This is a genomic window from Massilia sp. CCM 8734, assembly GCF_011682155.1.
GTDB lineage: Bacteria > Pseudomonadota > Gammaproteobacteria > Burkholderiales > Burkholderiaceae_D > Telluria_A > Telluria_A rubra.
Genome location: NZ_WHJI01000003.1, coordinates 123,335 through 135,149 on the forward strand (window position 1 = coordinate 123,335; position 11,815 = coordinate 135,149).

Consider the following 11,815-nt stretch of genomic DNA (forward strand, 5'->3'; position numbering starts at 1 on the left):
CTTCCGGAACCGCCTTGGCCCACGCCTACGTTACGTTTCGCCGCCGTCTCGCCCTGCACGCGTTCCAGCGCTTTGCCGCCAGCCTGAAAGGTTCGGCCGAAATCGTGCTGCTGGTGTTCGCCCAGGTTCTGATCGGCCTGTTCGCGCTGGTCGCCCTGCCCCCCATGTACGCCGCCTCGCAACCGGCCTTGCAAGCCATTGGCCTGCTGCTTGCGCACGGCCTGGCGATGGCGCTGCCGGCGCTCCTGGTGCGCAAGCGCGTGCTGCCGCTCGACGTGGTGTACTGGCTGCGCCGCCTGCCGGTGCCGCCGGCCACCCAACTGGCGGCCGATGCGCTGGTCGCGGCCATGATGGTCGGGCCGCTGGCGCTGCTGTACGCGGTCTCGGCGACGGTCTGGGTGGTTCAGCGCCCCGACTGGCTGCTGCCGCTGCGCGGCGTGCTTGGCACGCTGTTCTCGCTGATGCTGACGTATGTCTGCACCATCGCCGTGCTGGCGCTGCGCGCGCGCCGCGTGCCGTCCAGCGCGCGCTGGCAGCGCCGCCTGGCGCCGCCGCCGGTGCGCTATGCGGCGCGCCAATGGCGCTCGCGCGTGCTCATGCTGTGGCATCGTTTGTTCTGGCTGCCCTTCTGGCGCAACGAGAACATGGTGGGCCGCCAGCAAAGCCTGATGCTGGCGGCGGCCGTGGGCGCGGCGCTGCCGTGGATGCAGGCGCCGCCCGGCATCGCGCGCGCGGTCCTGGCGCTGGTCACCAGCGCGCTGATGGTGCTGCTCACCGACCGTGGCGACAAGGCCGTGCGCGAGCAGATCGCCGCGCTGCGCCCTGTCATGGCGGCCTGGCCGCTGCAAGCGCGTTCGGTGGAACTGGCGGCGCGCGCGTTTGCGCCGCTGCCCGCGCTGCTGGTGCTGGCGATGGTGTTCGCCGGTGGCCTGGCGCATGGCGTGTGGGCGCGTCCGGCCGGCCGCGCTTATCTGGTGCTTGGCTGCGTGGCGCAGGTGCTGCTGGTGGCGATTCCGCGCTTTACGGCACGCGCGCGGGTGGGCCTGGTGGTGGTGCAGATTCTGGTGTTGACGGCGGTGGGGAGCGAAATATGGCAGTAGAACAGAAGGACGGCCCGGTGTTGCGCGTCCGGGGCCTGCATTTTCATTTCGATACGCGCCCGGTATTCGTCGATTTCTGTGCGCAGATCGAGCCGGGCATCACCTGGCTGCGCGGCGCCAACGGCATGGGCAAGACCACCTTGCTCAAGCTAGTGGCCGGCGCGCTCACGGCCAACCGCGGCACCATCGCATTGGACGGCATCGATTGCGCGGCGCAGCCGCTGGCCTACCGGCTGGCGGCGTTTTACTGCGGCGGCGACCTGCCGGATTTACCGTGGCTGACGGTGCAGGAGTTCCTCGACCTGCACCTGGCGCTGTATCCGGCCGCCCAGGCACGCCTGGTCGAGCGCCAGCTCGACGCGTTCGGCGTGACCGGGACGCTGGGGCAGGCGCTGTCGACCCTGTCGCTGGGGCAGCACAAGAAGGTGCAGCTGTCGTTGGCGCTGGCCCTGCCGGTGCGCCTGCTGCTGCTCGACGAGCCGTTCAACGGGCTCGATGCGGCGGCGGTGGAGTATTTGCGCGGGCAGCTGGCGGAACTGGGGGCGCGCCAGGATGTGTGCGTGCTGCTGACCAGTCACCTGGAACCGCTGGTGGCGGTGCGGCGCATGCTGGACCTCGATCGCCCGCAGCAAGCCTAATTGGCCTGCCCCGCCTCGACCCGGTTGCGTCCCGCGCTCTTGGCCACGTACAGCGCGTGATCGGCGCGGGCCAGCGCGGCGTTGATATGCTCGCCCGGCTCGATCGTCACCACGCCGATACTGACCGACATCGCATGCTTGTCCCGCAGCGCCGGCAAGCGCGCCGCCAGCACGGCCAGGCGCAACCGCTCGGCCGCCTGCAGCGCGCCCGCCAGGTCGGTCCCCGGCATCACCAGCGCGAATTCCTCGCCACCGAGCCGGCCCATGATGTCATGCTCGCGCAAGCTGGCCTGCGCCGTGGCGCTGAACACGCACAGCGCCTCGTCGCCGGCGGCGTGGCCAAAGCGGTCGTTCAGGCTCTTGAAGTGGTCCAGGTCGAGCATCATCAGCGACACCGGGCTGCGCAGGCGCGCCGCGAGCATGCGCGCGCTCTCGGTGCGCTCGAAGAACGCGCGCCGGTTGACCAGGCCAGTGAGGCTGTCGATGGTCGCCAGCAGCGCCATCGCGCGGTCGTCCTTTTCCTTGCACAGCAGCAGAAAGCCGAAGCCGTTCACGATCATCAACAGGTAGCCGGCGATATAGGCGACGCTTTGCACCACCCCCGGCGCGCCGCCGACCACGCCCAGGCTGGCATGGCTGAAGCAGGCGCGCAGCGCCATCGCCGCCGCGAACACCAGGTTATTGACGCCGATGATGCGCTGCAGGGCCGACGCCGCGCGTCCGGGACGCAGCAGCGCCCCCGCCATGGCGCCGCTGAACAGGGCGATCATCAGCGACAGCATCATGCCCAGGTCGCGCGCGCTGGCGCCGGCCAGCGGCGCCAGGTAATACAGCAGCAGCGCCAGCACCGTCAGCGGATAGAGCAAACGGCGCCAGCGCTCGTAACCCAGGAAGGTGCAGTAGGCGGCCGCTTCGAGCGTGATCCCCAGCACCAGCACCGAGGCCGTGGCCACCCCCATCCACAGCGGCGCGCCGGCGCTCTGCAGATAGGCCAGCAGGTTGGCGACGCCCTGCACCAGCTTGGCCCACTTCCACATCCGCATGGCCGGATGCACGGCGCCCGAACGCGCGTAACCCGCCATCAGCATGGCGAAGGCAATATTGCCTACCGCCAGTACCAACATGAAGGTCTTGATATCGATCACTGCACGTTCCTTGTGGATCAAACACGGCCTGTCCGCAACGCATGCAAGTATGTCGCTGGCGCCGGGAAGGGAATTAGGTAAAGAAATGATAACAACTATTACCGCGAGGCATCATATTACACTAGTTATCGACTCGCTTCTTGCTGTGGCAAAATAATGGTGAACACGGACGACAGCGGCGCGGGCGGCAAATCTGCTGCACGGCCCGGTTGCATGGCGCATAATCGACATCGTGCGTGACATTCCCCCTCTGGAGTTAATTTGATCTTTGGTTTTCTGAAATCGCCGCCGCTGTCGCCCCGCCTGCACCGCCTCAAGAGTTCGGTCCTGTTCAATTCCCTGACCCCGCTCGAGCTGAAAATTGTCGATGGCCTGATGCACGAGCGCCGCTACCTGCTCGACGAAATCGTGTTCGACCAGGGCGAGGAAGGCCAGGCCCTGTACCTGGTCACGTCGGGCAAGGTGGCCATCAGCCGCGCCCAGGGCGGCGCCTTCATGGTGGTGTCGGAACTGGGGCCGGGCAGCGTGTTCGGCGACATGGCGCTGCTGGACGACTCGCCGCGCACCGCGCAGGCGCGTGCGATGGAGAATTGCGAGCTGGCGGTATTCTTCCGCGCCGATTTCCTGGGCCTGATGGAGACCGACGCCATCATCGGCTATAAAATTTCGCTGACCCTGGCGCGCCTGGTCGGCCAGCGCCTGCGCGACTGGATGGGCGGCAGTCCGCAGGTGGAAGCCTTATGACCTCGCGCGAGCGCGCGGGACCGGTGGTCTGGTGCGGCATCATCGCCGTGACCTGCCTGCTCCTGATCCTGCTCGAGCACATGCTGTGGCTGGCCATTCCCTTCATCTTCGGCACGGTCCTGTACTACATCCTGCTCGCGCCCATGCAGCGCCTGATCCGCGCCGGCGTCGGCCAGGACCTGGCCGCGCTGACCGTCGGCGGCGGCTTCGTCGCGGCCATCTCGCTGGTGCTGGTGCTGGTGTTTTCGTACGTGGCCGTGCCGGAAGAATCGTGGCAGGCGCTGCTCGGACATTACCTGGAAGGCGGCGTCACGTTCGTGCGCAACACGATGCAGCTGCTGGAGCAAAAATTCCCGGTGCTCGAACAGATGAAGCTCACGCGCCTGGTGAACCGGCGCTTCAAGTCCTTCACCGACAACTTCGCGCAACAGCACCTGGCCGGCCTGTTGGTGGTGATCGCCGGCTGGCTGCCATCGCTGCTGCTGGCGCCCTTCCTGACCTTCTTCTTCCTGCGCGACGGCGCCAGCTTCAAGCGCTTTCTGGCGCGCGCGGTGCCGAATGCGTTTTTCGAAAAAACCCTGTTTCTGCTGCACGAAGTCGACCAGACCGCGCGCCGCTACTTCCAGGGACTGATCAAGCTGACCGTGATCGACACCATCATGCTGGCGCTCGGGCTGTGGATGATCGGCGTGTCCTCGCCGCTGGCGCTGGCGCTCATTTCGGCGATCCTGGCGTGGGTGCCGTTCGTCGGCTCCGTGGTCGGCTGCATTCTGGTGGTGGTGGTGGCGGCGACCGACGCGCCCTCCAATCCGGTGATCGGCTACGGCGCCATCGGGGTGTTCGTGGCGGTACGCCTGCTCGACGACTTCATCTTCATGCCGCTCACGCTCGGGCGCAGCCTGCAGATCCATCCGCTCATGACGGTGCTGATGATCTTCGTGGGCGGCTCGCTGGCCGGCGTGGCCGGCCTGATGCTGGTGCTGCCGCTGCTCGGCGTGGTGATGGTGGTCGGCGAGACGCTCGGCTGCCTGGTGACCAATGCGCGCCTGCGCGCGCGTCACCGCAATGCCATGGCGCTGCGGGTCAGGCAGGCCAGCGTGGGATTGGCTAAATAGGCTCGCCGGCGACGGCCGGCGCGCGCGATTGGGCGACCAGCAAGGCGTCGAATTCCTCGGCCGGCAGCGGGCGCGCGAACAGGTAGCCCTGGCCGTAGTCGCAGCCGGCGGCCAGCAGCAGGTCGCGCTGTTCGTGCGTCTCGACCCCTTCGGCGATCACGCGCAGGCCCAGCTTGTGGGCCATGACGATGATCGCTTCCGACAGCGCCATGTCGCTCGACTCGGGTGCCAGGTTGCGCGTGAAGGAGCGGTCGATTTTCAGGTAGTCGATGTCGAATTTTTTCAGGTACGACAGCGACGAGTAACCGGTGCCGAAATCGTCCAGCGCCACCTGGATGCCGGCGTCGCGCAGTTGCAGCAGCTTGTCGGTCACGCCGCTGCTGGCGTCGAGCAGCAAGCCTTCGGTAATCTCCACCACCACCGCCTGGCCCGACAAGCCCAGCTCGCGCAGGTGCGCCAGCCAGCCTTCGTAGCCCTTGCCTTCGCGCTGGAATTCGAGCGGCGACTGGTTCACGCTGACCTGGAACTCGGGATGGTGCGCGCGCCGCCAGCGGCTGGCCCAGCGCGCCGATTCCTTGAACACCCACTCGCCGATATCGATAATCAGGCCGCTCGACTCGGCCAGCGGAATGAATTCCAGAGGGCTCACCAGCCCGCGCTGCGGATGCTCCCAGCGGATCAGCGCTTCGGCCTTGTGGATCTTGCCGCTGCGCAGATGCACGATCGGCTGGAAGTACACGCGGAACTGGCCGCCCTTGAGGGCGCTGCGCAAGTCGTTCGTCATGCGCATGCGGTTGATCGCCGCCACCTGCAGCGCCGGCGTGAAGTAGCTGAAGCGGTTGCGGCCCGCGTTCTTGGCCGCGTACATGGCCTGGTCGGCGTGCTTGAGCAGGTCGTCGATGTCGCGCGCGTCGTCCGGATACAGGGTAATGCCCACGCTGGCCGATATATAGGCCTGCTCCTGGCCGAGTGCGAACGGCGCCTGCAGCACGTCGAGGATCTTTTGCGCGATCGCGCCCACGCTGCCGGTTTCATTCAGTTGCGGCAGGATCACCGTGAATTCGTCGCCGCCCAGGCGCGCCACCGTGTCCGAGTCGCGCACGCAGGCGCTGATGCGGCGCGCGGCGTCGACCAGCAGCACGTCGCCCTGCTGGTGGCCGAGCGTGTCGTTGACTTCCTTGAACTGATCGAGATCGATGAACAGGATCGCCACGCGCGTGCCCTCGCGCCGGCAGCGCAGGATGTCGTGCTCGAGGCGGTCGTGGAACATGCGCCGGTTGGGGAGGTGCGTGAGCGGGTCGAAATTGGCCTGCTGCCAGATCAGCGCTTCCGAGGTTTTTTTCTCGGTCACGTCTTCGATCATGCACAGGTGGTGCGCGGCGTCGTCGGGGGCGTCGATGGCGGCGATCGACATGTCGACCCAGACCACGCTGCCGTCGGGACGCAGCAGGCGGCGCGCGCTCTTGAAGCTGGCGATGGCGCCGGCGCCCAGCTGCGCCATGCGCGCCGCTTCGCTTGCCACGTCGTCGGGGTGGGTGATGTCGTCGCAGCGCCCGCGCTTGAGCTCTTCCGACGAGCGCCCGGTGATCTTGGCAAAGCGCGGGTTGATGTCCTTGAACTGGCCGCTGGCCGAATCGATCAGGGCGATGCCCATCGGCGCTTCTTCGAACATGGTGCGAAAACGCAGTTCGCCCTGGCGGATGCTTTCTTCGGCACGGCGCCGTTCGCGCGCCAGCAGCGACACGTGCACGATGGCGCCGCCGACCAGCAGCAGGCCGGCCGCCAGCAGCGAGCGGTACAGCCAGGTCAGGGAGCTGGCCGCCGGGTCGCTGCTGTACATGAAGCCGTCGAAGGCCGCGCCGCGTGGAAGCATGCCCAGGTCGGCGTAGATATCGGCGATGTGGCGCCAGCGGTCCGGGTTCATGTAGCCGATTTCGACCAATACCGGCTGCACCAGCGGCTCCATCTGATGCGCCTCGAACAGCAGGTGCTCGCGGTCGTGGCGGCGGGTGTATTTGGACAGGATCAGGTCGGCGATTTCTTCCTGGTTGGCCATGGCATAGGCCCAGCCCTTCATGCTGGCCGCGCGAAAGGCGCGCACCCTTTCCGGGTGGGCCGCGATCTGGCGCTCGTTGGTGAACAGGTTGTCGCCGTAAAAATCGATGCCGGCCTCGCGCGGGCTGTGCACATCGTAGTCGAAGCCGAGGCGGTCCAGGTAATCGGGCTCGTTGGTGATGTAGGCCGAATAGGCGTCCACCTTGCCCTTGACCAGGTCGTCCGGATTGAAGCTGTGCTCGACGCGCAGCAGGCTTTTAAGGGGGACGCCTTCCTTGTTCAGGTAAGCGATCAGCTCGTCGGCCTGGGTGAGTTCGTCGATGAGCGAGCCGATCATGACGCGCTTGCCCTTGAGGTCGCGAATGTCGGGGATCCCCGCGCTTTTCCGGACCAGCAGAACATAGGGGGAATGCTGGAACACCACGCCCAGCACCACCAGCGGCTTGCCGGCCAGGCGTGCCAGCAACAGGCTGCTGCTGCCGACGCCGAATTCGGCCTTGCCGGCGCTGACATTGCGCTCCGGTTCGTTGCCGTCGGTGCCTTCGGCGATGTGGACGTCGAGGCCGGCATCGCGGTAATAGCCTTTTTCGAGAGCGGCGTAGTAGCCGGCGAACTGGAACTGGTGGGTGTGCTTGAGCTGGAGCGTGACCTTGTCGCGCGCATGGGCGGGCGCGACGATGCCCATGGCGAGCGCCAAGGCGAAAGCGAACGCCAAGGCGCTCGCCGTCGACGCGCGGCAGGCCAGGGGAAATCGGATCATCAGTCGGTCACACGGCTAGGTGTGCACTAAAGCAACGTATGGATACGATTGTACTGACCTTCCCGGCCAGGACGGCGGAAAATGCGGACTGTGTGCGTGGTACAACAATCGGTGTTGCAAAAGCGGGCGTTAACTGCAAAACCGTCTTTCCCGGTTTGGGGTCGGCGGAAACACCGGGGTCAGACCCCCAAGGGAAAAACCGGGGTCTGACCCCTCACCTACTTGCGCCGCGCCCCAGCTTTTGCCGCCGGCGCCGCCTTCGGCTTGCTCTTGATGGTGGCCAGGATCGACGGGCGCACTTTTGACTCTGGCGCAATGAAGGGCGACGGCGCCAGCGCGCGTTCGGTCTTGCGCTTGGGCGCGGCCACGAACTTGTCGAGCGTACCGGCGCCCGAGGTCTGCCGCTTGCGCTCGCCCGCCGCCAGGCCGCCGTCTTCCGACGCCTGCCAGCTCGGCACCAGGTGCTTGTCGCCATTACCGATCAGGTCGCCCCGGCCCATCTTGACCAGGGTTTCGCGCAGGATCGGCCAGTTGGCCGGGTCCTGGTAACGCAGGAAGGCCTTGTGCGAGCGGCGTACCTTGCCGCTCTTGGCCGTTTCCACGATTTCGGAGTCGGCCGTCACTTTTTTCAGCGGATTCTTGCGCGAGTGGTACATGGTGGTGGCCATCGCCATCGGCGTCGGCATGAAGGTCTGCACCTGGTCGAGCTTGAAGTTGTTTTTCTTCAGCCACAAAGCCAGGTTGAGCATGTCTTCATCCGTCGTGCCCGGATGCGCCGCGATGAAGTAAGGAATCAGGTACTGCTTCTTGCCAGCTTCCAGCGAGAAACGGTCGAACATTTCCTTGAATTCGTCGTAGGCGCCGATGCCCGGCTTCATCATCTTCGACAAGGTGCCTTCTTCGGTGTGCTCAGGCGCAATCTTGAGCAAGCCGCCCACGTGGTGGGTCACCAATTCCTTGACGTATTCCGGCGAGCGCACCGCCAGGTCGTAGCGCAGGCCCGAACTGATCAGTACTTTCTTGATGCCCGGAATCGCGCGCGCCTTGCGGTACAGCGAAATCAGCTTGCTGTGGTCGGTGCCGAGGTTGACGCAGATGGTCGGGTACACGCACGACAGGCGGCGGCACGATTCCTCGATGCTTTTGTCCTTGCAGGCCAGGCGGTACATATTGGCGGTCGGGCCGCCCATGTCCGAGATGGTGCCGGTGAAACCCTTGGTCTTGTCGCGGATGTGCTCGATTTCGCGCAGGATCGACGGTTCCGAACGGCTCTGGATGATGCGCCCCTCGTGCTCGGTGATCGAGCAAAAGGTGCAACCGCCGAAGCAGCCGCGCATGATGTTGACCGAAAAGCGGATCATGTCCCAGGCCGGAATCTTGGCCTTGCCGTAGCTCGGGTGCGGAGCGCGCGCGTAGTTCATGTCGTACACGCCGTCCATCTCGTCCATGGCCAGCGGCAGCGGCGGCGGATTGAGCCAGACATCGCGTTCGCCGTGCGCCTGCACCATCGCGCGCGCATTGCCGGGGTTCGATTCGAGGTGGAACACGCGCGAGGTGTGCGCGTACATCACCGGGTCGATGCTCACTGTTTCGTAGGACGGCAGGCGGACCACGGTCTTGTCGTGCTTTTCCTTGGCCATGGCCAGGCGTTCTTCGCGCGACATGATGCGGATCGGCTTGATCACTTCCTTCGGCTGGGCGTTGTCGGTGGCGCAGGCGGACTTGTCTTCCTGGGCCATCGCGTACGGATCGTGGTGGGCGTCGACCTTGCCGGGCACATCGACCCGGGTCGAATTGTGCACGCCCCAGTCGTCGCCCGGCAGCCAGCCCGCCGGCGCCATGAAGGCGGTGCCGCGCAGGTTGCGGATATCCTTGATGTTTTCACCGGCGGCCAGACGGTGGGTCAGGTCGACCAGGGCGCGTTCGGCGTTACCGAACAGCAGCATGTCGGCCTTGGAATCGGGCAGCACCGAGCGCCGCACCTTGTCGGACCAGTAATCGTAGTGGGCGATACGGCGCAGCGACGCTTCGATACTGCCGATAATGACCGGCACGTCCGGAAACGCTTCGCGCGCGCGCTGGGCGTACACGGTCACGGTGCGGTCCGGGCGCTTGTTCGGCTCGCCGTTGGGCGTGTAGGCATCGTCGGAGCGGATCTTGCGGTCGGCCGTGTAGCGGTTGACCATCGAATCCATGTTGCCGGCGGTAACGCCGAAGTACAGATTGGGTTTGCCAAGCACGCGGAAGGCGTCGGCCGACAGCCAGTCCGGCTGGGCGATGATGCCGACGCGGAAGCCTTGCGCCTCCAGCAGGCGGCCGACCAGGGCCATGCCGAAACTCGGATGATCGATGTAGGCGTCGCCCGTCACGAGGATGACGTCGCACGAATCCCAGCCCAGGGCAGCCATTTCGGCGCGGGACATGGGAAGGAAAGGCGCAGCGGGAGCGCGGCTAGACCGTTTCGGGACGGTCGCAAACAGGTTGGTTGGGGAGCTCATTGGGCGGTATTGTACCGGAAAACCTCCCGGAGCAAGGTGTGCCGCGCTTTTTTCAAAGCCGATTACAACGAAAAAACGTCTTATGTTTCAATAACTTGTGACGTTTCTGCTACATAAACAGGCAGCTGGCGGGGCGCGCGGGAACTGCCGGCGCCCCGGTGTTCAAATACCCATGTTCGACAGCATGCGGCCCAGCTCGCGCAACGCCGGCTCCAGGCGCGGGTGTTCGGCGGCGAATTTGGCCGTGATTTCCTGGGTCCGCTCGGCCAGGCCGTAGGTGGTGGTCTCGGGCGGTTCGGCCAGCAGATGGGCGGCCGGGTCGGCCAGCTCGGCCAGTTCGGCCACCTTGGCCTGCTCGGCCAGCGCTTCGTCGCTCAGGGCAGCCTGGGCGGCGGCGGCGCGCTTGTCGAGCAGGGCCTGGATGTCGCCGTCGAGCTGCATCAGCAAGCCTTGCAGTTCTTCATCGACCTGTTCCGTCTGCGCCAGGTTGGCATGCAGGGTTTTCAGGTGCGACTTCAGGTTCGCTGTGTCGTCGTTCAACATGTCATCCTCATTCATCGGTAAATTGTGTTTCCAGGAACAGTTCTTCGACCTTGGTACGCGCCCACGGGGTCTTGCGCAGGAATTTGAGGCTCGACTTGATGCTCGGATCGCTGATGAAGCAATTGATATCGATCCGCTTGCCGAGCTCGTCCCAGCCGTAATGCGCGACCAGCCTGGTCAACAGCGATTCTAAGGTAATACCGTGTAAGTCGTGAACACTCATTGCTGCGGTCGATCCTATGGCGGGTGAAGGGAAGCTGATACCGTCCTTATACACCCAAATCGCGGCGCGATCCATGGCGCAGCGCAGCGCGGCCCGCCTACTCGCGGAAAACCTGCACCTCGGTCCAGCACGTCTTGGCGTGCTCGACCATGTGGACGGTGCCGCGCGCGCAGCCGGGCTTGCCGTAATCGGCGTGGAAGGCCAGCACCAGATCGACGCCGGTGGCCAACATGCGCTCGTTCAATCCGCGCCAGGCTTCACTGGGAAAGGCCCGGTGATCGGCACGGTTCTTTTTCATGCGTTTCACCTCCAGGCCCAGTTCGGCGGCCACCGTCACCGCGCAGGCGTCGGCGCCCGGCGTGTCGCCGGTCACGATCTTGCTGCCCGGCGGCAGCGCCGACAAGGCGCGCCGGATCGGCTCGGGATTGTCCCAGGTGGTCGAGCCCGTGACCAGGACACAGCGCGGCATGTTGTCACGCATCGGCCAGCGCCACGTCCATTTACATCACCACCGAAAAATTGAACTTGCCGTTGACCGCCGCCGCTTCCTGGGCGTAGGCAATGCTCTCTTCGAGTTCCTGCACGATGTCGTCGTGCGCATTGTCTTCGTCGCCAAAGGCGATGTTCTTGTCCCGGATCAGCGCCAGCAATTGTTCGAGGGCGTCGACGGCCACGCCGGCGTCGGTCCAGACGCCGTCGGCAGCCATCAGCTCGTCGGTCGATTCGATGCCGTCGGGAAGTTCGTCCTCGTCACCGATGTTGAACGCCAGGTCGGTGGAGTCGCACCAGTCGGACAGCGGCGCCAGGCCGGCGTCGCGGCAGAGCTCATCCAATTGGTCGATATGTTCGTGCAAGGCGTATTTGTCGGACTCGTCGGAACTGACGACGCCATCGACCAGGTAATTGGCCCACAACACTGTGCTCATAAGGCTCCTCGAAAAATTGATTGCGAATCGGAATCACATTAAACCATGAATCAGGAAGGCCCCGACCA

Annotated in this window: 11 protein-coding genes; 4 read left to right on the forward strand and 7 right to left on the reverse strand. The window is 65.4% G+C overall.

The genetic code is table 11. The annotated features are described in order from the left end of the window. Positions 1 to 14: 14 nt before the first annotated feature. A complete protein-coding gene (locus F2P46_RS04290) occupies positions 15 to 1,100 on the forward strand; it encodes a hypothetical protein (RefSeq protein WP_166885551.1) in 1,086 nt (361 codons plus the stop codon). Then, on the forward strand, positions 1,091 to 1,738 hold the full coding sequence (locus tag F2P46_RS04295) for an ATP-binding cassette domain-containing protein (RefSeq protein WP_166885553.1): 648 nt from the start codon (positions 1,091 to 1,093) through the stop codon (positions 1,736 to 1,738). The genes F2P46_RS04290 and F2P46_RS04295 overlap by 10 nt, the downstream gene beginning before the upstream one ends. On the opposite strand, the gene F2P46_RS04300 is transcribed toward F2P46_RS04295, so the two are convergent. Continuing rightward, a complete protein-coding gene (locus F2P46_RS04300; RefSeq protein ID WP_166885555.1) occupies positions 1,735 to 2,883 on the reverse strand; it encodes a GGDEF domain-containing protein in 1,149 nt (382 codons plus the stop codon). The two genes, F2P46_RS04295 and F2P46_RS04300, sit on opposite strands and share 4 nt — an antisense overlap. A 261-nt stretch (positions 2,884 to 3,144) precedes the next feature. Between F2P46_RS04300 and F2P46_RS04305 the strand changes: the two genes are divergently transcribed. Next, complete coding sequence (locus F2P46_RS04305) at positions 3,145 to 3,627, forward strand: cyclic nucleotide-binding domain-containing protein (RefSeq protein WP_166885557.1); 483 nt, start codon at positions 3,145 to 3,147, stop codon at positions 3,625 to 3,627. After that, positions 3,624 to 4,742 (forward strand): AI-2E family transporter, encoded by a 1,119-nt coding sequence (locus F2P46_RS04310; protein WP_166885558.1) that lies wholly within the window; start codon positions 3,624 to 3,626, stop codon positions 4,740 to 4,742. The genes F2P46_RS04305 and F2P46_RS04310 overlap by 4 nt, the downstream gene beginning before the upstream one ends. Here F2P46_RS04310 and F2P46_RS04315 read toward each other — a convergent pair. The 6 genes from F2P46_RS04315 to F2P46_RS04340 all read right to left on the reverse strand — a co-directional run bounded on the left by F2P46_RS04315 (position 4,735) and on the right by F2P46_RS04340 (position 11,747). Further along, positions 4,735 to 7,557 (reverse strand): EAL domain-containing protein, encoded by a 2,823-nt coding sequence (locus F2P46_RS04315; RefSeq protein WP_166885560.1) that lies wholly within the window; start codon positions 7,555 to 7,557, stop codon positions 4,735 to 4,737. The genes F2P46_RS04310 and F2P46_RS04315 overlap by 8 nt on opposite strands. A gap of 218 nt (positions 7,558 to 7,775) precedes the next feature. Beyond that, positions 7,776 to 9,980, reverse strand: a complete 2,205-nt coding sequence (locus F2P46_RS04320) for a YgiQ family radical SAM protein (RefSeq protein ID WP_229476768.1) — start codon at positions 9,978 to 9,980, stop codon at positions 7,776 to 7,778. Between the two features lie 237 nt (positions 9,981 to 10,217). After that, positions 10,218 to 10,598 (reverse strand): DUF4404 family protein, encoded by a 381-nt coding sequence (locus F2P46_RS04325; protein WP_229509052.1) that lies wholly within the window; start codon positions 10,596 to 10,598, stop codon positions 10,218 to 10,220. A 7-nt stretch (positions 10,599 to 10,605) separates the two neighbouring features. Then, positions 10,606 to 10,821 (reverse strand): VF530 family DNA-binding protein, encoded by a 216-nt coding sequence (locus tag F2P46_RS04330; RefSeq protein ID WP_166885566.1) that lies wholly within the window; start codon positions 10,819 to 10,821, stop codon positions 10,606 to 10,608. A gap of 97 nt (positions 10,822 to 10,918) precedes the next feature. Beyond that, positions 10,919 to 11,290 (reverse strand): DUF2493 domain-containing protein, encoded by a 372-nt coding sequence (locus F2P46_RS04335; protein ID WP_166885568.1) that lies wholly within the window; start codon positions 11,288 to 11,290, stop codon positions 10,919 to 10,921. 31 nt (positions 11,291 to 11,321) lie between these two features. Next, a complete protein-coding gene (locus F2P46_RS04340) occupies positions 11,322 to 11,747 on the reverse strand; it encodes a hypothetical protein (protein WP_166885570.1) in 426 nt (141 codons plus the stop codon). Positions 11,748 to 11,815: the final 68 nt, after the last annotated feature.

What these genes read in the sequence shown, in the direction of transcription:
- F2P46_RS04335 (WP_166885568.1), bottom strand. Translation starts at nt 11,290, where the DNA reads ATGCCGCGCTGTGTCCTGGTCACGGGCTCGACCACCTGGGACAATCCC.
- F2P46_RS04315 (WP_166885560.1), bottom strand. Translation starts at nt 7,557, where the DNA reads ATGATCCGATTTCCCCTGGCCTGCCGCGCGTCGACGGCGAGCGCCTTG.
- F2P46_RS04340 (WP_166885570.1), bottom strand. Translation starts at nt 11,747, where the DNA reads ATGAGCACAGTGTTGTGGGCCAATTACCTGGTCGATGGCGTCGTCAGT.
- F2P46_RS04325 (WP_229509052.1), bottom strand. Translation starts at nt 10,598, where the DNA reads ATGTTGAACGACGACACAGCGAACCTGAAGTCGCACCTGAAAACCCTG.
- F2P46_RS04295 (WP_166885553.1), top strand. Translation starts at nt 1,091, where the DNA reads ATGGCAGTAGAACAGAAGGACGGCCCGGTGTTGCGCGTCCGGGGCCTG.
- F2P46_RS04310 (WP_166885558.1), top strand. Translation starts at nt 3,624, where the DNA reads ATGACCTCGCGCGAGCGCGCGGGACCGGTGGTCTGGTGCGGCATCATC.
- F2P46_RS04320 (WP_229476768.1), bottom strand. Translation starts at nt 9,980, where the DNA reads ATGTCCCGCGCCGAAATGGCTGCCCTGGGCTGGGATTCGTGCGACGTC.
- F2P46_RS04330 (WP_166885566.1), bottom strand. Translation starts at nt 10,821, where the DNA reads ATGAGTGTTCACGACTTACACGGTATTACCTTAGAATCGCTGTTGACC.